Genomic DNA, 21,435 nt, shown 5'->3' with positions numbered 1-21,435 from the left:
TGCGCCATCGGGCGGCGCCGGCCGCAGCCGTCCTGGACCTTCGGGGCCGAACCGCACATTAACCAAGCTTCTCCGGCTAGGGGTGCCGGAAGATCTCCGCCCTGTCGAGGCGGGCTCAGTCGGAAGTCGTGGAAAGCGGCGAAGGCGCCGCCACCGGGGCGCTGACGCCGCCGGCTGCAGGCGCGGCGACCTCGCCCGCGGTCCGCGGCACCGAGGCGCCGCTGGCCTGACGGCGCGCGGGCACGCGGGGGGCCGAGGCCGGCGGCGCAGCGGAAACCGCGCCGGAAGCCGAATTCGCGGCGCCGCTGGCGGCAGCCTGCGGATGCAGACGCGCGTCGAGGTCCGCCGGGGTCAGCGATACGCCCGACATCGTCATCGGCTTGTCGGCCAGCGCCGGGATCGCCCGGCCGCCCACCGTCAGCGCCAGCGCATCGGGCCGGCCGGTGCGCAGCTGCGGCGCCTGGGCGTCCTGCGGCACGGTCCAGCTTTGGCCCTTCTTGAGTTCGGTCTCGACCAGGCGCTTGCCGCTGCCGTCGGTGACCCGCAGCCAGACGCCGTCCTGCGTCGCGGTCAGCACCACCGGCCCCGTCGCAGGGGCAGGCGCCTGGGGCGCGGCGGGCACCGGCACGGCCACCCTGGTCGGCGCCGGGGCGGGCTTGGGCGAAAGCAGGTCGGGCAGCTTGCCCTCGGGCGAGAGATAGCTGCCCCAGAACACCACCAGCAGCACGATCACCACCAGCGCGCCGGCACCGGCAAGCCAGGCCAGCCGCGCAGAAGGCACGCGCGCCGGGTCGCCCGGCTCGAAATGCGGCACCACCACCTGCTCGCGGCCGCCTTCGGCTTCGAGCTGGCGGCGCACGATCTCGGCGATTTCCTTCTCGTCGAGGCCCAGCGTGCGGGCATAGGCACGCGAGAAGCCGACCGCATAGGTACGCGCGGCAAGGTCGCCGAGCCGGTCTTCCTCGATCGCGGCGAGATGACGCTCGGCGATCTTGGTCTGGGCGGCGATATCGGCGCGCGTCAGCCCGGCGGCCTCGCGCGCACGGACGAGCACCGTACCTATGGTCGTCGTCGCCTGCTTGCCAGCCTGCTCGATCGCTTCTTGATTCTCGACGTGTTCCATTCCGCTCCCGAGGGGAATTCGCTAAAAATGACAATTCCGGGTCCGGATCGTTTCCAAACCGGGCAAGTCCCCAAAGTCAATCGGGGGCGAGACCGTTGTCCCGGAATTCTGCGGCGGATGCGACCCCGTTCACGCCGAGTAACATTCCTTCAAGACGAAGCGGTGTCAATCGGCACCAGCCCGCTGCCCCCGATCAATCGACAGCGATGTCGCGCGCGGCGGCCCAGGCGGTGAGTTCCGCGCGCAGATCGACCGGCGGCTGGGCCAGCCACTGCGCCATGGCCGCCTCGATCTCGGCGATGTCCACCTTGCCGATCAGGTCCTTGATCGGCCCGACCGAGGCCGGGGTGATCGACAGGCGGTGAATGCCGATGCCGAGCAAGGCCAGCGCCTCCAGACGGCGCCCGCCCATCTCGCCGCAGACGGCGATGTCGACGGCGTGGCCCTCGCAGCTTTTCACCACGCGGCGCAGGAAGCGCAGGATCGCCGGGCTCATCCAGTCGTAACGCTCGGCCAGCTTGGGGTTCGAACGATCCGCCGCGAAGAGGAACTGGGTAAGGTCGTTGGTGCCGATCGAGAGGAACGAGATCTTCGGCGCCAGCACGTCGAGCTGCTCGGCAAGGGCGGGCACTTCCAGCATGACGCCGTAATGGATCGCCTCGGGCAGCACTTTCTTCTGCTTGCGCAGATAGGCCAGCTGGCCTTCGAACACCGCCTTGGCGGCATCGAACTCCCAGGGCTCGGCCACCAGCGGGAACATCACGTGCAGCACGCGTCCCGCCGCCGCTTCCAGCAGCGCCCGCGCCTGGACCTTGAGCAGCCCCTCGCGCTCGAGCGCGACACGCAGCGCGCGCCAGCCCATCGCCGGGTTTTCCTCCCCCTCGCCGTCGTCGTGACGCAAGTAGGGCAAGGTCTTGTCGCCGCCGATGTCGACCGTGCGGAACTTGACCGGCCGGTCGCCCGCCGCATCCATGACATCGCGGTAGAGCCGGGTCTGGCGCTCGCGCGAGGGCAAGGTGGCGGAGACGAGGAACTGGAACTCGGTGCGGAACAGGCCGATGCCGTCGGCGCCGGTCATCGTCAGATTGGCCAGATCGTCGCGCAGGCCGGCATTGATCATGACCTGCACGCGGGTGCCGTCACGCGTGGTGGGATGCACGTCGCGCAGCGCCGCATAGGCGGCCTGACGCTCACGGCTCTTGGCAAAACGCGCCTCGAAGGCCTCGGTCAAGTCGGCAGGCGGGCGCACCATCGCGCTGGCCTGATCGGCATCGAGCAGCAGCTGATCCCCCTCGCGCACCACCCCGCGCAGCCCGCGCACGCGGCCGAGCACCGGAATGCCCATGGCCCGCGCAACGATGACGACATGGCTGGTCAGCGAGCCTTCCTCGAGGATCACGCCCTTGAGGCGGCGCTTGTCGTATTCGAGCAGTTCGGCCGGACCGAGGTTGCGCGCGATCAGGATCGCGTCGTTCCTGAGGCCCATCGAGGCGGCGGTGCCGAGCTGGCCGGAAACGATGCGCAGGAGCCGGTTCGCCAGATCCTCAAGGTCGTGCATGCGGTCCGCCAGCAGCGGATCGTCGATCTGGCGCATGCGCATGCGGGTGCGCTGCTGCACGCGCTCGATCGCAGCTTCGGCGGTCAGGCCGGAATCGATCGCCTCGTTGATCCGCCGCGTCCAGCCCTCGTCGTAGGCGAACATGCGGTAGGTCTCGAGCACTTCCTCATGCTCGCCGCCGACGCCGAACTCGGCCTGGCTGGCCATGCGGTCGATCTGTTCGCGCATCTTGTCGAAGGCAAGGATCACCCGCTGGCGTTCGGCCTCGGTATCCTCGGCGACGATATGCTCGATGTTGACGCGCGGCTGGTGGTAGACGGCCACGCCCGAGGCGAGCCCCTTGACCAGCGCCAGCCCGCGCAGCTGCTGCGCCCCCGACGTCAGCGAGCCGGGCGCGTTGACGTCCTCCTCGTCGACCAGGTCGGCATTGGTGATCATCTCGGCCAGCACCATCGCGACCGTCTGCAGGGCCTCGATCTCGACTTCCTCGTAGCGGCGCGGCTCGACGTGCTGGACGCAGAGCACGCCCACCGCCCGCTCGCGCCGCACGATCGGCACGCCGGCAAAGGAGTGGAACTTGTCCTCCCCGGTTTCGGGACGATAGGAAAAGTCAGGGTGTGCGGCCGCTTCGGCGAGGTTCAGCGTCTCGATCCGGTCGGCGATCGAACCCACCAGGCCTTCGCCCACCGCCATGCGGGTGACGTGCACGGCTTCCTGCGCGAGACCGCGCGTGGCGAAAAGTTCGAGCATGCCCTCGCGCAGCAGGTAGACCGAGCAGACCTCGCTGTGGAGGCTCTCGCCGATCACTTCCACCACGTTGTTGAGCTTGGATTGCGCGTGGTTGCGCGACGCCATGACCTCGTGGAGGCTGGTGAGGATGTTCCGGGCTGCTTCGACGGCTCCGCTGGTCATGGGACCCGCGTAACCCAAAGCGCGCGCTTTGCAAACGCGCCGAACCGATGAAATGGGCTGTTATCGGAGAATTTCCGCCAACAGGGGCGATTAAAGGATGGCAAGCGGAAGCGTTGCGCCGCGCCGGCGCACAGAGACGGCCCCGTCACAAGCGTACGGCGGCACCTCAGGGAAGGTGCCGCCGCCGACACTTGGGGACTGCGCTCAGTGGCGCGACATTTCCTCCTTGAGCTTAAGCTTTCGCTTCTTGAGGGCCTGGATCATCACGGCGTCAGGCATCGGGCGGCTCAATTCGTCATGAAGCTGTCTTTCAAGACCGGCATGTTTGAGCTGCAGCGCGCTGACGTGTGGAGTATCCATGGACATTTCTCCTCTTCTCCGGGGGGTGGGCCGCACCCAATCCAGCCATCAAATGGGCTGAAAGCCGGAAATACCCGACGACCGAATGTTCTTTTTGCTGCCTTTGGGGCCGGCTTTGAGGCACGCCCCCGCGGACAACGTCTGGCGACTCGGCATCGTGTCGATGCGGCGCAAAACGGATCGAACCACATTCGCGGCATCTTGCGAAGATGGCGAATGCTTCATATCGGTGAACTGCGAGCTTCCTGCGCCGAGCGGGACGTTCCCCGACACCCATTCAGAACGGCCATTCGAGACTAGGGAATTCCGGCGTGACGGAAGAGGAAATGCGCAAGCGCCTGGAAATACTCAGGATCGAGCACCGCGATCTCGATGCCGCGATCGATGCCCTGAACACTGCCGGGGCGGGCGACCAGTTGCAGATCGCCCGCCTGAAAAAACGCAAGCTGCGCCTCAAGGACCAGATTTCGGTGATCGAGGACTACCTGATCCCCGACATCATCGCCTGAACGGAACCGGACGGAGCGGCGCGGCGCGGCGCGGCGCGGCGCGGCGCGGCGCGCGCCATAGACGCAAGGCCCGCCCGCCGGTTGCGGATCGCGCGCAAAAAACCGACCGTTCCGTTCCTGAACATCGGGGAAAATCGCCTAGAATATGCCCAGCCGGCCCATTGCAGTCGTGTCGGTGTTCGGAAATATCAGGCAGAGCATGTCGACCCCTTCCCCCATCAACCCGCGCATCGTCGAGGCCCTGTACCGCGAGGCCCTGCTGCTTTCCGACGACGTTCGCCATACCTTTGCCCTGCCCTATCAGGCCCCGCAGCAGTCCCCGCACCCGATCGAGGGCGATCTTGCCCGTGTAGCGCTGTCGAGCGAGGGCCTGCGCACGACCACCCGGATGATGCACGCGATTGCCTGGCTGCTGCACCACCGATCCTATTTCATGGGCGAAATCAGTGAATTGCAGCTCAGGCGCAATGGCCGCCTGTCGGCCGTCATGCGCCAGTCGGACGCCCGCCACCTGGCCCTGCTGGAGCCTTCCGTGGTCGCCCTGGTGGAGACCACCCGGCGCTTCTACGACCGCCTGCTGAGGCTTGAAGCCAGCTGGAAACTCACCGGCGACAGCCCCGCAAGCGCCATCCAGCAGCTGCGCGAGAGGATCGAGCGCCGCCTCGCCGGCTGACCGCCGAGAAACGCCCCGAACCTACCCTGAAGCGGCACAGAGCGCCTTTTCCCATGCCGCGATCCGGCGATCGCGCGCCTCTTGCGCCATGGCGGGCATGAAACCGCTCCGCTGCCCCGCCATCGCTGCCGCGGCAGCCTCCAGATTCGCGAAAAGGCCCGCCCCGCTCGCCGCCAGCATCGCCGCCCCCAACGCGGTGGTCTCGACGAAGCCGGGGCGCTCCACCGGGATGCCGAGCACGTCGGCGATGTCCTGCGCCATCCAGTCGTTGGCGCTCATGCCGCCGTCGATCCTGAGGTGCGTCCAGCGCGCGCCGTCCGCGGCGAAGGCTTCGGCGAGATCGCGCGTCTGCATCGCCATCGCCTCCAGCGCCGCGCGGGCCAGGTGGGCGCGGCTGGTCGCGAACGTCAGCCCGGTGATCGCGCCGCGCGCCTGCGCCCGCCAGTGCGGCGCCCCCAGCCCCGACAGCGCCGGGACGATGACCACCCCGCCATTGTCCGGCACCGAGCGGGCCAGCACTTCCGTCTCGCCCGCCGCATCGATCAGGCCGAGGCTGTCGCGCAGCCACTGCACCAGGCTGCCCGCCACGAAGACCGAGCCCTCCAGCGCATAAGTCCGCTTGCCGCCGAGCTGGCAGAGCACCGTCGCCAGCAGCCGATGCCGCGAGGCGGGCACCGCCGCTCCCATGTTGGCGAGCACGAAGGCCCCGGTGCCATAGGTCGCCTTGGTCGCACCGGGGACGAGGCAGCCCTGCCCGATCGTCGCCGCCTGCTGGTCGCCGGCGACGCCGGTGATCGGGATCGCCGCGCCCAGCAGTTCGGGCAGCACCGTGCCGAACGGGCCTGCGCTGTCGCACACTTGCGGCAAGGCTCGCTGCGGCACCCCGAACAGATCGCAGAGCCCCGCATCCCAGCTTGCCCCGTCGAGGGGCAGGAGCGCGGTCCGGCTGGCATTGCCCGCATCGGTCCGATGCGCGCCGCCGGTCAGCTTGTAGAGCAGCCATGCGTCGACCGTGCCCAGCGCCAGCGTCTCCGCTTCCGCCGCGGCGCGCACTTCGGGCACGTTGTCGATCAGCCAGCGCATCTTGCTGGCCGAGAAGTAGGGATCGAGCACCAGCCCGGTTTTCGCCTGCACCGCCGCCTCGTGCCCGCCGCCGCGCAGGTCCGCGCAGATCGTCTCGGTCCGCCGGTCCTGCCAGACCAGCGCGCGGGCAAGCGGTTCGCCGCTCCGCCTGTCCCAGGCCACCACCGTCTCGCGCTGGTTGGCGATGCCCAGCGCCGCGATCCGCGCCGCGCCGCCCACTTGCGCGACGGCGTGGCGCGCGCAGGCGAGCACGCCCTGCCAGATCTCCGAGGCATCGTGCTCCACCCAGCCGGGCTGCGGATAGTGCTGCGTCAGCGCCCGCTGCGCGGTGGCGCGCAAGGCGCCGTCCGCCGCAAAGACCATCGCCCGGTTGGAGGTCGTCCCGGCATCGATCACCAGAATCAGGTCCGCTTCCGCCGCCATCCGCATCGCTCTCCAACCACGGCAAGGCTCGACACCGGCCCTGCACATCACCATATCGGCGCCATGAACGCCCCGGACCTCGCCGACAAGCCTTATGCCGTGACCGAGCGGATCGCCCCGCTGGTCCGCCGCGTGCTCGCGCGCAATCCTTCGCCGTTCACCTATACCGGCACGCAGACTTATGTGGTGGGCGACGGCCACGAAGTCGCCGTGATCGACCCCGGCCCGGCGGACGAGGAGCATATCGCGGCGATCCTTGCCGCCGTGGGCGAGGCGCGCGTGATCGCCATCGCCTGCACCCACACCCACCGCGACCATTCGCCCGGTGCCGCGCCGCTGAAGGCGCGCACCGGCGCGGCGATCATCGGCTGCGCCGCGCTGACGCTGCGCGATGACGGCCCGCGCGCCGATGCCGCCTTCGATCCCGACTACGCGCCCGACCGCGTGCTGACCGATGGCGAGACGATCTCCGGCCACGGCTGGACGCTGGAAGCGGTCGCCACCCCCGGCCACACCTCCAACCACTTGTGCTTCGCGCTGGTGGAAACGGGCGCGCTGTTCACCGGCGATCACGTGATGGGCTGGTCGACCAGCGTCGTCTCCCCGCCCGATGGCGACATGACCGCCTATCTCGCCAGCCTCGCCAGGCTCTACGAGCGCGAGCAGGACACGGTCTACTACCCCGCCCACGGCCCGGCGGTGGAAAAGCCGCGCCAGCTGGTGCGCGGCATGATCGGCCACCGCCGCCAGCGCGAGCGCCAGATCCTCAGGCAGATCGAGGCCGGACATCACACGATCGGCGAAATGGTGCCGCTGATGTACAAGGGCGTCGACGAAAGACTATGGCCCGCCGCCGGGCGCTCTGTTCTGGCCCATCTTCTTGATCTGGAAAGAAGAGGCCTTGTAAAACGCGAGAACGACAGCTGGACCGCCATCGTAACGCATGGGTAATTCGTCGAATTGACGTATGACCTGAACCGGGTTTCAAGTATTTCCCGCCCATCGTGAGAGATGGGACCCGCAGCGGCGGGATGAGGGGAGATACCATGGCGACATTGCCTCGGGCGCGTTCAGGCGCCTTTTCGTTCTGGCAGAAGCTGGCGATCGGCCTTTCGGCGTTCATCGTCTTCTGCTTCGGCCAGTTCGCCTTGCGCGGTCTTGTCGATTACGCCCACGCGCCGCTGGTCATGCACTTGCATGGGCTGGCCATGCTGACCTGGCTCGGCCTGCTGACCACGCAGGCGCTGCTGGCCGGGAAAGGCGGCCCCGGCGGCCTTTCGATCCACCGGCGGCTCGGCTGGGCCAGCGCGGTCATGGTGCCCACGATCGTGGTGCTGGCCAGCGCGCTGTGCCTGACGGCGCTGCGGCTGGGCCTGTTCCCGCCCTTCTTCACGCCCGCCTATTTCCTCGCGCTGGTCCACGTCGACGCGCTGCTCTTCGCGCTGCTGGTGGGCATGGCGGTATCCCGGCGGCGGCAGGGCGACTGGCACCGGCGGCTGATGGCCGGCTCCACCATCCTGCTGATGGAGCCGGCGCTGGGCCGCTTGCTGCCGATGCCGCTGATCATGCCCTGGGGCGAATGGGTTTCGATGGTGATCCAGCTCGGCGTGGTCTGGCTGATCGTGCGCCACGACCGCCGGACGCTGGGCCACACCCATCCGGCGACGACGGCCGTGGCGATCACGGTGATCCTCGCCCACGTGATCGTCGAGCTGCTGGCGATCACGCCCCCGTGGATCGCCCTGGCGGCCCGCTTCACGGCGTGAGAGGCGCTTTTCGAGGCGCATTGCACGTTTTGGCTTGGGCATTGCGGCAAGCATCCCTAGATAGCGCGGCGAATTCCGGCAGATGACCGGACGGGCCAGACGGCTGATGCCAGAAGCAGAACGCCGAAAGCAGAACGCCGAAAGCAGAACGAGGGACTCCATGACCGCAATTCCCGCCAACCTCTCCGGGCTCGATCTGCGCGCCGAGATCGAACGGCTGCGCAAGGAGCGCAACGCGGTGATTCTCGCGCATTATTATCAGCGCCCCGAACTGCAGGATCTGGCCGACTTCGTGGGCGACAGCCTCGAACTCAGCCGCAAGGCGGCCGAGACCGATGCCGACGTGATCGCCTTCTGCGGCGTCAAGTTCATGGCCGAGACCGCCAAGATCCTCAGCCCCGAAAAGATCGTCGTGCTGCCCGACATGGAAGCGGGTTGCAGCCTCGAGGATTCGTGCCCGCCGGAAAAGTTCGCCGCTTTCCGCGCCGCACACCCCGACCACATCGCGCTCACCTACATCAACTGCTCGACCGAGGTGAAGGCGCTGTCCGACATCATCGTCACCAGCTCCAGCGCCGAGACGATCCTCCAGCAGATCCCCGCCGACCAGAAGATCATCTTCGGCCCGGACCGTCACCTCGGCGGCTATCTCAGCCGCAAGTTCAATCGCGAGATGCTGCTCTGGCCCGGCGTCTGCATCGTCCACGAGGCTTTCAGCGAGACCGAGCTGCTCAAGCTCAAGGCCCAGCACCCCGATGCGCCGATCGCCGCGCACCCGGAATGCCCGCCGCACATCGTCAACCATGCCGACTATGTCGGTTCGACCAGCGGCATCCTGAACTATGCCAAGGCGATGGCAGGCCAGACGCTGATCGTCGCCACCGAGCCGCACATCATCCACCAGATGCAGCTGGCTCTGCCCGACAAGACCTTCATCGGTGCGCCCGGCGCGGACGGCAACTGCAACTGCAACATCTGCCCCTACATGGCGCTCAACACCATGGAGAAGCTCTACGTGGCGCTGCGCGACCTCGAACCGCGCATCGAGATCGACGAGCAGCTGCGCCTCGACGCCAAGAAGAGCCTCGACCGGATGCTCGACATGGCCAGCGGCACCGTGGGCAAGGGCGACCTCGGCAACCGCTGAGGCGCCGCCCCCCGGTTACCCCCCCGGTTGCCCCCGGTTGGCCGATCCCGAGAATGCCTCGGGAATGATCCGAGCATGAAACGCGTCGCCCCGAAGCCGGGACGGCGCGTTTTTTCCATCCGGGGGTGCGGCATTCTGCCCCGATCTCTCAGCAGGGATGCGGATCTTTTGCGGCGCGGGGCAAGGATTCTCCCCCGCCCCGCCACTTCGCATCAGGCCCCGGCAATTTTCTTTCACCGACAAAACCTCGGAATTCCGCCATTTTTCGCCGAAAAATCGAAAAAAGTGTGCCTGTTGATAAATAATCGGACCCGAATCGCTTGCAGGGTCCGGGCCTCCTTGATAGAGGCGCCCTCCTACCACGGAGCGGTTGCAAAACGGCTCCGGTTGATTGAGCGGTCGTGGCGGAATTGGTAGACGCGCAACGTTGAGGTCGTTGTGGGCGAAAGCCCGTGGAAGTTCGAGTCTTCTCGACCGCACCATCAGCTTTCTTAAGCTGATCAGGAAGTGCAGGAACGGCTGGGTTCAGCCGTTCCTAGCTTCCCAAACCCTCATCAGACATCCTTCAGGACCACCCCTAGCGGGACGTGAACGGGGCACCCGAAAAGGGCCCTTCCGTCCGTTCGCAAGGTTCGGCGAAGCAGCCTCTGCCCTCCCAATTCGGGGCGCTGGGCGCGCAACGCGCCTGCGTGTCGCGACGGTGCCGGCCTGACGGAGAGCCCCCGGGATCCTGGACGCCTTCCGCTGGCAAGATCTGCCGGCGTTCAGGCGACCGCCGTCCGGGGGGCATTCGCTTCCAGCCGGGCGGCCTCCTCGCGCCGTTTCAGCAGGTCGCGGACGATGGCGTAAGTCCGGTCGTCGTCGACATCGATGGCCTGGGTGCCGTCCTCGAGGATCACCGCGCGCACCCGCATGCCGAGGCGGCGCGAGGCGCGGGCAAGCGCACCGGCCAGCGTCTCCATGCCCAGCCGCACCAGCACCATGCCCATCACTCCCACCGCGCGGCGGATCCGGGCGCCTTCCTGTCCGGCCGCGCGGGCGCCGCCGAAGATGCGAACGGCGCCGACAAAGCGCGGCGAGGCCATGCCGTAGAGGTCGCAGGCCGCATAGTCACCGTCGTGGAGCGCGATGAAGCCGCGCTCGGCGCGCGGGTGCGCGGCCTCCACCGCCGCGCGCGGGGCGAGCGAGAAGGCGACGTCGGCACTTTCCAGCGCGGCGATCATGGCGTCGATGGCCCCGCCCGAGAGCAAGGCATGGTCGGCGGTGGTGACCAGCACCGCGCCGTCCCATCCCTGCGTCGCGGCGCGCACGCTGGCAGCGAGATCGGCCTGCGCCTCGACCAGCGCCACGCTGCCGCGCCCCGGCAGGCGGGTCAGCACATCCCATATCGGATCGAATGCCTCACGCTCGACGCAGATCGCCAGACTGGTGACGCGCGGATGCTGCGCGGCGGTCTGGAGGACATGGGCGATCAGCGGCCGCCCGGCCAGCGGGATCAGGCAGCGGTGGCTTTCGGCAAAGCGGGCGGCCAGCGGGTCCCCGCCTGCGGCGCCCGCAGCACTTCCCGAACCGGCACCCCGCCCGGCCAGCACGACCAGCCGCAGCGGCGGCAGGCCCTCGTCAGGATCGCGTGTCGTGTTCATCAGGGGAAACCGCAGGATACATCACCCGCTCAGCCTATGCCGACCGCATGTGACACCATGGTGACCGCGCGATTCGCGCCGGCAGCGCAGGAAATTGCTCCAGACCCGATCCAGCCGCGATGGCCGCGCCGCCGCGATCGGCATAGACCCGGCCCTTCCTGCATCCGGGAGAAGACCATGGAAAACCCGGCGACACCCGATTCTGCCCCTGCTCCCGATTCTGGCCCCGGCGCTGCCCTCTACGCGCCGGAGCGGGTCATCATCGTCGACGACCACGCGCTCGTGCGCGACGGTTTGCGCACCGTGCTGGAACAGGCCTATCCCGCCTGTGAGACGCTCGATGCCGATGGCCTGGAACCCGCGCTCCACCTGCTCGCCACTGCGGGCGAGGCCGATCTGGTGCTGCTGGACCTGCTGATCCCCGGGATCGAGGGGCTCTCGGGGCTGGAGACCCTGCGCGAACGCTATCCGGCCACCCCGGTGGTGATCGTTTCCGGGGTCACCGACCGCCAGGTGGTCCAAGCCGCGCTGGCGGCAGGGGCGGCGGGATTCCTGCCCAAGTCGCTGCCGCGCGGCGCCCTGCTCGATGCCTTTGCCCATGTCCTGTCGGGCGGCATCTACGAACCGGAAATGACGGCCGCCGACACCCCGTTTGCCGCCGGGGACGAGGAACGCGCGATCCACGCCCGCATCGCCGCGCTGACGCCGCAGCAGCGGGTGGTGCTGGGCAAGCTGGTGGGCGGGCGGCTCAACAAGCAGATCGCCTATGAACTGGATGTCTCGATGACGACGGTGAAGGCCCATGTCTCGGCGATCCTGCACAAGCTGCAGGTGTTCAGCCGCACCCAGGCGGTGATCCTCGCCAACCGGGCAGGGTTCAGGGAATGACCGCCTCGGGCAAGCTCTGGTTACCCTCGCCCAGCGCGCGCTGCATGACAAAGACGTCGAGCCACTTGCCGTGCTTCCAGCCCGCCGCCGTCAGCGTGCCGACCGGCAGGAAACCGGCGCGCGCGTGGAGCACCACCGAGGCCGGCTCGCTTTCGGCGATCACCGCAAAGGCCTGCCGGAAACCGCGCGCCTCGCACTGGTCGAGCAGCGCGCCCAGCAGCCGCCCGCCGATGCCGCGCCCCAGGCTGTCCGGGGCGACGTAGATCGTCGTCTCCACGCTAAAGCGATAGCCCGCGCGCGGGCCGTACCTATGGGCATAGCCGAAGCCGAGCACGCGCCCGCCTTGCGCCCCGGCCCGGCCCTCATCCCCCTCGCGCACGACCAGGAAGGGATAGCCCGCCTCCAGCGTCGCGGTGATGCGGCGGCGGCTTTCCTCGAGGCAGGGCGGCTCGGTTTCGAATGTGGCCGTGCTTTCGAGCACGTAGTGCGCGAAAATGCTGGCAATGGCCGCCGCATCCTGCTCCACGGCGTCGCAAACTGTGAGTTCCCCGTTCATCGTCACGAACATGCCGTAAAGTACCTAGGCTCGCAAACTCTTAAACAAGACCCGGACAATTTAGGACGATAGCGCCCGGTACCACCTGCCGGCACTTTCCGAAACCGGACGCTATTTCAAATCATTGCCCGATGACTTCGGCGACAAGTGGGCATGCACGGCGGACCGCACGCTCCGGCCCACGCTTACGCTTACGCTTACGCTTCCGCTTACGCCCCCGCCCCGCCGCAGCGACTGCTTCTGGTTGCGGGAGCGAACGCCCTGCCCGGCTTGAAACGTGGACTTAATTAGATTACTTATTCTAATATGTCATGACCGGCCGAACACGGGCCGGCAAACCAAGCGGAGAGAATGCGTGATCGACCGACGTACCATGCTGGCCGCAGCGGCCGTCGCTGCTGCCGGTTTACCGGCGTTCGCCGTGGCCGGTTCACCGGCTTTTGCCGCTGCCGCTTCACCGGCCCGGCCCCCGCGCCCGGCCGATCCCCGCTTCCCGCAAGGGTTCCTCTGGGGCGTGGCCACCGCCGCCCACCAGGTCGAGGGCAACAACGTGAACAGCGACGTCTGGGCGATGGAACAGGCCCGGCCCACGGTCTACGCGGAACCCTCCGGCGATGCCGCCAACAGCTTCGCGCTGTGGCCGGTCGACCTCGACCTCGTAAAGGGAATGGGGCTCAACACCTACCGCTTCAGCCTGGAATGGGCGCGGATCGAACCGGCCAGCGGGCAGTTTTCGGTGGCCATGCTCGATCACTACAAGGCCATGATCGATGGCTGCCGTGAACGCGGCCTCCATGCGATGGTGACGTTCAACCACTTCACCACGCCTGCCTGGTTCGCCGCGCTCGGGGGCTGGTCGAACCCGGACGCCCCTGCCCTTTTTGCACGCTACTGCGAACGCGCCGCGCGCCATCTGGCGGCCGGGATCTCCCATGCCACCACCCTCAACGAACCCAATCTCAGCGGCCTGCTCGACGTGGTCCTGCCCGGTGACATCGGCCCGCGCCTGCTGATGGCCGACAAGGCCATGCAGGAAGCCGCCGCGCGCGACCATGCGGTTGCCCGCTTCCTGCCGGGCAATCCGCTCTATGTCGCCGACCCCGAGGTGGTGCAGGCCCACCTCCTCGCCGGGCACAGGCTCGGCCGCGCGGCGATCAAGGCTGTGCGTACAGACCTGCCGGTCGGCGTCAGCCTTGCCGTGATCGACGACCAGTCGGCAGGGCCGGGGAGCCTGCGCGACGAGATGCGCGCCCGGCTCTACCAGCCCTGGCTGGAGGCCGCGCGCGGCAACGACTTCGTCGGCGTTCAGAACTACGAGCGCGCCGTCTGGAACAGCAAGGGCCGCCTGCTCGCACCGACCGGCGCGGTGACCAACGACGTCGGATCGGAAGTCTACCCCGGCTCGCTTGCCGGTGCGGTGCGCTACGCCCATGCCGTGAGCGGGGTGCCGGTGATGGTGACCGAACATGGCATCAATTCCGCCGACGACACCAAGCGCGCCTGGCTGATCCCGGCGGCTCTTGCCGAGCTCAAGCGGGCGATCGAGGACGGCGTGCCGGTCCTTGGCTACATGCACTGGTCGCTGGTCGACAATTTCGAATGGGTATTCGGCTACAAGCCGCAATTCGGCCTGCACACGCTGGATCGCACGACCTTCCGGCGCAGCCCCAAGCCCAGCGCGGCCGTGCTGGCCGGGATCGCGCGGAGAAACGCGATCTGACGACGGCGAACGCGCCGCCTGGTGACTTGCGACGTTGCGATGCAGCGCGCAGCCCCCTAGACCTCGCGCGATGGATGATCCCAGTTGCCATATCGCGATCCTCGGCGGCGGCCTTGCCGGTTCGCTGATCGCGCTTGCCATGGCCAGGTACCGCCCCGAACTGCGCGTGCAGCTGATCGAGCGCGGGGCCAGCCTGGGCGGCAATCACGTCTGGTCGTTTTTTGCCAGTGACCTTGCCAATGACCCTGCCAATGACCTTGCGGGCGGTCCGACGGACGGCGGCCGGGCGCTGGTGGAGCCGCTGATCGCCGCCCGCTGGGACGGCTACGACGTTCATTTCCCCGGCTTTTCCCGTCGCCTCGCAGCGCCCTATGCCAGCGTCACCAGCGCCCGGCTCGACGCCGCCCTGCGCAGCGCGCTGCCGCCGGCGGCCATCCTGACCGGCGCCGACGTGCGCGGGATCGACGGATCGCAGGTCCTGCTCGCCGATGGCCGCACGATCCGCGCCGAGGCGATCATCGACGCACGGGGCGCCGGCGCCCTGCCGCACATGGCCGGTGGCTGGCAGAAATTCGCAGGCCAGCTGCTGCGCACCAAGGCGCCCCACGGCCTCGAACGCCCGGTGGTGATGGACGCAAGGGTCGAACAGGTCGGCGGCTACCGCTTTGTCTATGCCCTGCCCTTCTCGCCCGACACCGTCTTTGTCGAGGACACTTATTACGCCGACGACCCCGCGCTCGACCTGCCGCTGCTGCGCGAGCGGATCGCCGCCTATGCGCAAGGCGCGGGCTGGCAGGTGGAGGCGGTGGAATACGAGGAAACCGGGGTGCTGCCGGTGATCGCAGCCGGGGATTTCGAGGCGTTCTGGGCCGCCGGAGACTGCGGCGCAGACCTTCGCGCCGGCGCACGCGCGGCACTGATCCATCCGCTTACCTCCTATTCGTTTCCCGATGCCGTGCGATTCGCCATGTACCTCACCACTCTCGACAAGTTCTCCGGCATCGGCCTAGGAAGGGCGGGTCATGCATGGGCCGCAAACCACTGGCGCGGGGGGCGCTACTACCGGATGTTGACTCGCATGCTGTTCGCCGCCGCGCCGCCCGAGGCGCGCTGGCGCGTGCTCGAACGTTTCTACCGCCTGCCAGAACCGCTGGTGGAGCGTTTCTATGCCGGCCGGTCGACCCTGGCCGACCGCGCGCGCCTTCTCGCCGGCAAGCCGCCGGTGCCGCTGGGCGCCGCACTCGCCAGCCTGCTGGGCGGGGGCCGCCCGCTGGCGGACCTCGGCCCCAAAATGAGCAAATCGCTGTGAAAAAAGCCTGCATCATCGGCGCCGGGTTCGGCGGCCTTGCCCTTGCCATCCGGCTCCAGGCGGCGGGGATCGAGACCACGCTGGTCGAGGCGCGCGAACAGGTGGGCGGGCGCGCCGGGGTCTGGCAGCGCGAGGGGTTCACCTTCGATGCCGGTCCCACCGTCATCACCGACCCCAATTCGCTGCGCGACTTGTGGACCCTGACCGGGCACGACATCGCCGACGACATCGAACTGATGCCGGTCATGCCGTTCTACCGGCTCAACTGGACCGACGGCGTGACCTTCGACTATTCGAACGACGATGTCGCGCTGCGCCGGGAGATCACCCGCGTCGCCCCGCAGGACATCGGCGGCTACGAGGAATTCCTGCGCTACGCCGAGGGTGTCTACCAGGAAGGCTACGTGCGGCTTGGCGACGAGGCCTTCCTCGATTTTTCCAGCATGGTGAAGGCCGCCCCGGCGCTGGCCCGCTACCAGGCCTGGCGCTCGGTCTATTCGATGGTCTCGCACTTCGTGAAGGACGAGCACTTGCGCCAGGCGCTCTCGTTCCACACCCTGCTGGTGGGCGGCAACCCGATGACCACCAGCGCGATCTACGCGCTGATCCACAAGCTGGAGAAGGACGGCGGCGTCTGGTGGGCGCGCGGCGGCACCAACAAGCTGGCGCAGGCCATGGCCCGCCAGTTCGAGCGCATCGGCGGCATCCTGCGGCTCGGCGACAAGGTGGCCGCGATCCACACGATCGGCGACCATGTCAGCGAAGTGGAATGCCAAAGCGGCTGGCGCGGGCGGTTCGACGCGGTCGCCAGCAACGGCGACATCATGCACAGCTACCGCGACCTGCTGGCCGGGACCGCGCGCGGGCAGGACATGGCCAAAAAGCTCGCCCGCAAGCGCTTCACCCCCAGCGTCTTTGTCGTCCACTTCGGGCTCGAAGGCACCTGGCCGGGCATCCCCCACCACTCGGTGCTGTTCGGGCCGCGCTACAAGGGCCTGCTCGAGGACATCTTCGAACACGGCGTGCTGCCGCGCGACTTCTCGATCTACCTGCACCATCCCAGCGTCACCGACCCGGCCATGGCGCCCCCCGGCAAGAGCACGTTCTACGCCCTGGTCCCGGTCGCCAACCTCGGCAAGCTGCCGGTGGACTGGAAGGACGTCGGCCCGCTGCTGGAACGCCGGGTGCTGGCCGAAGTCAGCCGCCGCCTGATCCCCGACCTAGAGGACCGGCTGGTGACCAGCTTCCACTATGCGCCGAGCGATTTCGAGACCGATTTCAGCGCCTGGAAGGGCAATGCCTTCAGCCTTGAGCCGCTGCTCACGCAGAGCGCCTGGTTCCGCGGCCACAACCGCGACGACAAGCTGAAGAACTTCTACCTGGTCGGCGCCGGCACCCATCCCGGCGCGGGGATTCCCGGCGTCGTCGCCAGCGCGCGGGCAACCGCGCGGCTGATGGTGGAAGACCTCAAGTGAGCCGCGAGGTCCACGCGCTCAATGCCGCCTGGGGCTGGACCGGGGTGACCTTTGCCGAAGTGGTCGCCCACAGCCTGATGGGCCATGCGCTGGTGACCGATGCGGACGGCGCGTTCCACTATCTCGACCCCGACCTTGGCGCGCTCACCCGGCTGGGCGACGAGGCGGCGGCGCAGGCGCACATGGCGCTGGAGGAAACCGGGGCGATCTGGCGCGCCGACGCGCTGGTCGATGCGGCCGCAGCGCGGCTCGGCCCGCCCGCGCCTGGGGAAGTCTACAGTCTCACGCTTCCGGCGATGCTCGCCGGAGACTATGCGCACGAAAACCTGATCCGAATCGATTTCGTGAAACTGATCTATCTTACCGGCGACCTTGCCCGGCAGACCCAGGATCTGCCGGAGGGTGCGCAGGTGCAACTGAAGGTTATCGACTGACATGAAGCGTCTTGCCGTCTACTGCGGTTCGGCCACCCCCGCCGATCCCCGCTACATCGAACTCGCCCGCGAAGTCGGCGCGACGCTGGCGAAGAAGGGCATCGGCGTGGTCTACGGCGGCGGCCGGCTCGGCCTGATGGGCGCGGTGGCGGCCGGCGCGCTGGCCGAAGACGGCGAAGTGATCGGCATCATCCCCGAGGCGCTGGTCGGCGGCAACGGGCGCGGCGGCGAAGTCGCCAACCACGACTGCACCGAACTCCACGTCGTTGCGACCATGCACGAGCGCAAGGCCGAATTCACCCGCCTGTCGGACGGCTTCGTGGTCATCCCCGGCGGCGTTGGCACCATGGACGAGCTGTGGGAAGCGGTCAGCTGGTCGCAGCTGGGCTATCACGACAAGCCGGTCGGCGTGCTCAATGCCTTCGGGTTCTACGACATGCTGCTGGCCTTCAACCGCCACATGGGCGAGGTCGGCTTCGTGCGGCCCGCGCACCAGGGCATCATCATCGACGACACCGACCTCGAATCGCTGCTGGGCCGCATGGCCGCGCACGAGCCGATCGTGCCGATCGTGAAGATGGACCCCAAGACGCTCTGAGGCGTCCCGGGCGACAGACGACATGCCAGCCACCCGCTCCGCACTGGTCCGCTCCGCGCACCGCTCGATCCGCAAGGGCTCGAAGAGCTTTGCCGCGGCCAGCCGGCTGTTCGACCGCACCACGCGCGAGCGGGTCTGGCTGCTCTATGCCTGGTGCCGCGCCTGCGACGACATCGCCGACGAGCAGGACCATGGCCGCGCCGCCGCCCCGGTCCGCCTCGGCACCCGGCTCGCCCCGCAGGACCGGCTGGCAACGATCCGTACCCTCACCGAACTGGCGATGGCGGGCGAAAGCACCGGCACCCCGGCCTTCGACGCGCTCGCCCAGCTGCGCCGCGAAGTGCCGATCACCGATGCCCTGGTCGAGGACGTGCTGGCCGGCTTCGCGCTCGACGCCGACGACTGGCGCCCGCGCAGCGAGGCGGACATGCTGCGCTACTGCTACCATGTCGCCGGCGCCGTGGGGGTGATGATGGCGCTGGTCATGGGGGTCTCGCCCGAGGACCAGGACACGCTCGACCGCGCCTGCGACCTCGGCATTGCCTTCCAGCTCGCCAACATCGTGCGTGACGTCTGGGAAGACGATGCCAACGGGCGCTGCTACCTGCCGGTCGAATGGCTGGCCGAGGCGGACATTCCGCCCGGCGAAGTGACCAAGCCGCATTACCGCGGCGCGCTGGTGCCGATGGTCGCGCAGGCCTGCGCGCTGGCCCGCGAATACGAGGATTCCGCCCGCGTCGGCGCCGCGCGCCTGCAGTTCCGCCAGCGCTGGGCGGTGCTCTGCGCCGCCGGCATCTACGGCGAGATCGCCCGCGAGGTGGAGCGGCTCGGCGCCCATGCCTGGGATCACCGCGTCAGCATATCGGGCTGGCAGAAGCTGGGCCATGTCTGGGCGGCGCTGGCCGAGGCGCGCTCGCCCCGCGTGCCCGATCCCGAGACGTCGCGCCCGGTGCTCTCGCGCCGCGAACTGGCGGCGCTGGCGCAGGCCCATCCGCCGCGCTTGCACGACTGACAGCAAGCGGCCGAGATGCCGATGCCTTTGCCGCCTGGAACGCCCAGGCGCCGCACGGGCTTAACCGGCCCGCCGGATCGGCCCGACTGAACTGGCCCCGTTACGGTTCATTCTGGAAGTTATCGAAAACGGTGGACCCGAAGAGCAGCAGCGAGACACGCCCAAGGGCGATTCGCGGTCGCGATCGGGACCATGCCGTGCCCGCCGCGCGGCGGCAACCGGCCGCGGCGCCGCAATCTGCCGCCCGCCCTCGGCCTGAGACGAGTCGTTTTCGCGGGGTACGTATCACGCGCTGCAAAGTCTTCATGCAGCCATAACGGCGGCTGCGCGTTTCTCCTGTGATCGCTCAAAGGAGAAGATGCCATGCTTTTCACCATCGCTGCCATTCTCATCGTGCTGTGGCTGCTCGGCTTTGTGGTGTTCCATGTGTCGAGCGCGCTGATCCACGTGCTGCTCGTGGTCGCCATCGTGGTCGGCCTGGTCCAGCTGTTCCGCGGCCGAAGGGTCTGACCCCCGATTGAACATCCGCCTTGGAGCAGTTTCCGATTCGTCAGGTGAATCCACCTGATTAGAAAACGCTCCAAGCGGATTTTACGGCACCGGCCCATCCCCCACCTGGCCACCCATCAGGGTACAATCACCGGGTGGAGGAGCGGGCCGCTGCCGTTTCGGCCGTCAGGCCAACCTAGAACTCATGCCCCGCCGAGGGCGGATGCGCCTTGTAGAAGCCCGGCGGATTGACCCGGCGGAACAGGCGCCCGTGCTCCGAATAGAGCACCAGCACCAGTCCGGTCAGCCCGCAGACCACCATCGCCCCCAGGATCGGCCGCGCGGTGCCGTCGTAGGCCTGCCCGATCAGCGAGCCCAGCGCCGCGCCCAGCACCGTGCGCACGAACGACATGACCGAGGCCGCCGCTCCCGCGATCCGCGCGAAGGGCTGGAGCGAGATCGCCTGGAAGTTCGCGCCGATGAAACTCATCATGCACATCGTCACCGTCATCAGCGGGATGAAGGCCCAGATGCTCTCGCCGCGCATCGCGAAGACAAGGTGCACGGCGGCGAACAGGATGTAGCACAGCAGCGCCGTGTGCGAGACGCGGCGGGCGCCGAACTTCTCGACGATGCGCGAATTGAGGAAGTTCGAGCAGGCCATGACCAGCGCCATGCCGCCGAAGATCACCGGGAAGAAGGTGCCGGCGCCGAAGTGCTCGCCCACCAGCTGCTGCGCCGAATTGATGTAGCCGAACAGCGCCCCCTGCACGAAGGCCGCGCCGAGAAAGTAGCCGAAGGCGGAGCGCTCCTTGAGCGCCAGCAGCATGTTGCCGCCGATCACCCGCGGCTGGATCGGCTGGCGGTAGTCGGGGTGGAGCGTCTCGGGCAGGCGCATGAAGCTCCAAGCGAAGACCAGCACCCCCATCGTGCACATGATCCCGAAGATCCAGCGCCAGCCGACGAACAGCAGCACGGTCTGGCCGATCATCGGCGCCACCATCGGCACGACCATGAAGGTCATCGCCACCAGCGACTGGGTGCGGGCCATGCGGTCGCCGTCGAAACGGTCGCGCAGGATGGTCATCGGCATGACCATCATCGCCGAGCAGAACGCCCCCATGAACCCGCGCGCGATCAGCAAGAGCAGGAAACTGCCCGAGATCGCGCAGAGGAACGCGGTCGCGATGTAAGCGCCGATCGCGGTCAGCACCACCGGGCGGCGCCCGAAGCGGTCCGCCAGCGCGCCGGGAAACAGCGAGCCGAGCCCCGAGCAGATCAGGAAGACGCCGACGATCAGCTGGCGGCTGTTCGGATCGGCCAGATGCAGGTCGCGCGAGATCGCGCCGAGCGCGGGCAGCATGACATCGATCGAGAGCGCCATCAGCGCCTGGAGCGAGGCCATCAGGGCGACAAACTCCACTTCCCCCATCGGGAAGCGGTCGGACTGGGCATCGGGGGAACGCATGCCATCGCCCATGCCGCATGTGCGAAGCCTGCGCCAGCCCTTTAGGCCGTAAACTCATAAACGGCGCCATCGAGGCGTCCAAATGGCGAACAGCTCGGGCCGAAGCGGTCGCCGGGCCGGCTGGTTGCCCGTCCAAGGCCGCATCGGTTCGAGATGGAAGCCATTGGGACGCCCCTTCGGGGTTTGAGGCAAAATGGTGCCGTTTATGAGTTTACGGCCTAGGCGGCGTGGACAAATTCCGCATCGCCACGGCTGGAGGCAAAAGCCGTCAATTCCAGAAGGTGAGGCG

General features: G+C 68.1%; 20 protein-coding genes and 1 tRNA gene. 14 read left to right on the top strand and 7 right to left on the bottom strand.

Annotated elements, in window-relative coordinates; genetic code table 11:
- Window positions 1-115: 115 nt before the first annotated feature.
- From OKA11_RS08830 to OKA11_RS08820, 3 genes are all read right to left on the bottom strand, one after another.
- Window positions 116-1,123 carry a helix-turn-helix domain-containing protein gene (locus tag OKA11_RS08830; protein ID WP_267219848.1) on the bottom strand — a complete coding sequence of 336 codons (1,008 nt, stop codon included), beginning with the start codon at window positions 1,121-1,123 and terminating at the stop codon, window positions 116-118.
- A gap of 193 nt (window positions 1,124-1,316) precedes the next feature.
- Entirely contained in the window at window positions 1,317-3,593 is a 2,277-nt protein-coding gene (gene ptsP / locus OKA11_RS08825; protein WP_267219847.1) for a phosphoenolpyruvate--protein phosphotransferase, read from the bottom strand.
- A 204-nt stretch (window positions 3,594-3,797) separates the two neighbouring features.
- Window positions 3,798-3,953: a DUF465 domain-containing protein gene (locus OKA11_RS08820; RefSeq protein ID WP_142635361.1), complete on the bottom strand. Its 156-nt coding sequence runs from the start codon at window positions 3,951-3,953 to the stop codon at window positions 3,798-3,800.
- Between the two features lie 311 nt (window positions 3,954-4,264).
- Here OKA11_RS08820 and OKA11_RS08815 point away from each other — a divergent pair, with 311 nt between their 5' ends.
- Together OKA11_RS08815 and OKA11_RS08810 are read left to right on the top strand one after the other, a co-directional pair.
- Window positions 4,265-4,462, top strand: a complete 198-nt coding sequence (locus tag OKA11_RS08815; RefSeq protein ID WP_142635363.1) for a YdcH family protein — start codon at window positions 4,265-4,267, stop codon at window positions 4,460-4,462.
- Between the two features lie 199 nt (window positions 4,463-4,661).
- The gene (locus OKA11_RS08810) at window positions 4,662-5,135 is read left to right on the top strand and encodes a DUF1465 family protein (protein ID WP_267219846.1); all 474 of its coding nucleotides are present in this window, start codon (window positions 4,662-4,664) and stop codon (window positions 5,133-5,135) included.
- A gap of 21 nt (window positions 5,136-5,156) precedes the next feature.
- Here OKA11_RS08810 and glpK read toward each other — a convergent pair whose 3' ends face one another.
- The gene (gene glpK, locus OKA11_RS08805) at window positions 5,157-6,641 is read right to left on the bottom strand and encodes a glycerol kinase GlpK (RefSeq protein ID WP_379489434.1); all 1,485 of its coding nucleotides are present in this window, start codon (window positions 6,639-6,641) and stop codon (window positions 5,157-5,159) included.
- 63 nt (window positions 6,642-6,704) lie between these two features.
- Between glpK and OKA11_RS08800 the strand changes: the two genes are divergently transcribed.
- The 4 genes from OKA11_RS08800 (at window position 6,705) to OKA11_RS08785 (ending at window position 10,036) form a co-directional block, all read left to right on the top strand.
- On the top strand, window positions 6,705-7,592 hold the full coding sequence (locus tag OKA11_RS08800) for an MBL fold metallo-hydrolase (RefSeq protein WP_267219844.1): 888 nt from the start codon (window positions 6,705-6,707) through the stop codon (window positions 7,590-7,592).
- A gap of 95 nt (window positions 7,593-7,687) precedes the next feature.
- A complete protein-coding gene (locus OKA11_RS08795; protein ID WP_267219843.1) occupies window positions 7,688-8,407 on the top strand; it encodes a hypothetical protein in 720 nt (239 codons plus the stop codon).
- Between the two features lie 160 nt (window positions 8,408-8,567).
- The gene (gene nadA, locus OKA11_RS08790) at window positions 8,568-9,554 is read left to right on the top strand and encodes a quinolinate synthase NadA (RefSeq protein ID WP_267219842.1); all 987 of its coding nucleotides are present in this window, start codon (window positions 8,568-8,570) and stop codon (window positions 9,552-9,554) included.
- A gap of 395 nt (window positions 9,555-9,949) precedes the next feature.
- Window positions 9,950-10,036 (top strand) — tRNA-Leu (locus OKA11_RS08785).
- Window positions 10,037-10,318: 282 nt separating this feature from the next.
- Here the strand turns inward: OKA11_RS08785 and OKA11_RS08780 are convergent.
- The gene (locus OKA11_RS08780) at window positions 10,319-11,197 is read right to left on the bottom strand and encodes an NTP transferase domain-containing protein (protein ID WP_267219841.1); all 879 of its coding nucleotides are present in this window, start codon (window positions 11,195-11,197) and stop codon (window positions 10,319-10,321) included.
- 177 nt (window positions 11,198-11,374) lie between these two features.
- On the opposite strand from OKA11_RS08780, the gene OKA11_RS08775 reads away from it, so the two are divergent.
- Complete coding sequence (locus tag OKA11_RS08775) at window positions 11,375-12,085, top strand: response regulator transcription factor (protein WP_267219840.1); 711 nt, start codon at window positions 11,375-11,377, stop codon at window positions 12,083-12,085.
- Here the strand turns inward: OKA11_RS08775 and OKA11_RS08770 are convergent.
- Window positions 12,075-12,641, bottom strand: a complete 567-nt coding sequence (locus OKA11_RS08770; protein WP_267219839.1) for a GNAT family N-acetyltransferase — start codon at window positions 12,639-12,641, stop codon at window positions 12,075-12,077. The genes OKA11_RS08775 and OKA11_RS08770 overlap by 11 nt on opposite strands.
- 355 nt (window positions 12,642-12,996) lie before the next feature.
- On the opposite strand from OKA11_RS08770, the gene OKA11_RS08765 reads away from it, so the two are divergent.
- The 7 genes from OKA11_RS08765 to OKA11_RS08735 all read left to right on the top strand — a co-directional run bounded on the left by OKA11_RS08765 (window position 12,997) and on the right by OKA11_RS08735 (window position 19,699).
- Window positions 12,997-14,361, top strand: a complete 1,365-nt coding sequence (locus OKA11_RS08765; protein WP_267219838.1) for a family 1 glycosylhydrolase — start codon at window positions 12,997-12,999, stop codon at window positions 14,359-14,361.
- A 70-nt stretch (window positions 14,362-14,431) separates the two neighbouring features.
- On the top strand, window positions 14,432-15,670 hold the full coding sequence (crtY, locus tag OKA11_RS08760) for a lycopene beta-cyclase CrtY (RefSeq protein WP_267219837.1): 1,239 nt from the start codon (window positions 14,432-14,434) through the stop codon (window positions 15,668-15,670).
- On the top strand, window positions 15,667-17,145 hold the full coding sequence (locus tag OKA11_RS08755) for a phytoene desaturase (protein WP_267219836.1): 1,479 nt from the start codon (window positions 15,667-15,669) through the stop codon (window positions 17,143-17,145). Before crtY ends, OKA11_RS08755 begins: the two co-directional genes overlap by 4 nt.
- Entirely contained in the window at window positions 17,142-17,579 is a 438-nt protein-coding gene (locus OKA11_RS08750; protein WP_267219835.1) for a T6SS immunity protein Tdi1 domain-containing protein, read from the top strand. Before OKA11_RS08755 ends, OKA11_RS08750 begins: the two co-directional genes overlap by 4 nt.
- A gap of 1 nt (window position 17,580) precedes the next feature.
- Window positions 17,581-18,177 (top strand): LOG family protein, encoded by a 597-nt coding sequence (locus OKA11_RS08745; protein WP_267219834.1) that lies wholly within the window; start codon window positions 17,581-17,583, stop codon window positions 18,175-18,177.
- 22 nt (window positions 18,178-18,199) lie between these two features.
- Entirely contained in the window at window positions 18,200-19,189 is a 990-nt protein-coding gene (locus tag OKA11_RS08740) for a phytoene/squalene synthase family protein (RefSeq protein WP_267219833.1), read from the top strand.
- A 363-nt stretch (window positions 19,190-19,552) separates the two neighbouring features.
- Window positions 19,553-19,699 carry a lmo0937 family membrane protein gene (locus OKA11_RS08735; protein ID WP_142635395.1) on the top strand — a complete coding sequence of 49 codons (147 nt, stop codon included), beginning with the start codon at window positions 19,553-19,555 and terminating at the stop codon, window positions 19,697-19,699.
- A 175-nt stretch (window positions 19,700-19,874) separates the two neighbouring features.
- On the opposite strand, the gene OKA11_RS08730 is transcribed toward OKA11_RS08735, so the two are convergent.
- Window positions 19,875-21,146, bottom strand: coding sequence for a multidrug effflux MFS transporter (locus OKA11_RS08730; protein WP_267219832.1), 1,272 nt, complete (start codon window positions 21,144-21,146; stop codon window positions 19,875-19,877).
- Window positions 21,147-21,435 lie beyond the last annotated feature (289 nt).

The sequence above is a fragment of the Novosphingobium clariflavum genome, assembly GCF_026420865.1.
Classification (GTDB): domain Bacteria; phylum Pseudomonadota; class Alphaproteobacteria; order Sphingomonadales; family Sphingomonadaceae; genus Novosphingobium; species Novosphingobium clariflavum.
Note: the sequence above shows the minus strand (reverse complement) of the source record. Positions and strands in the feature narration are given on the sequence as shown.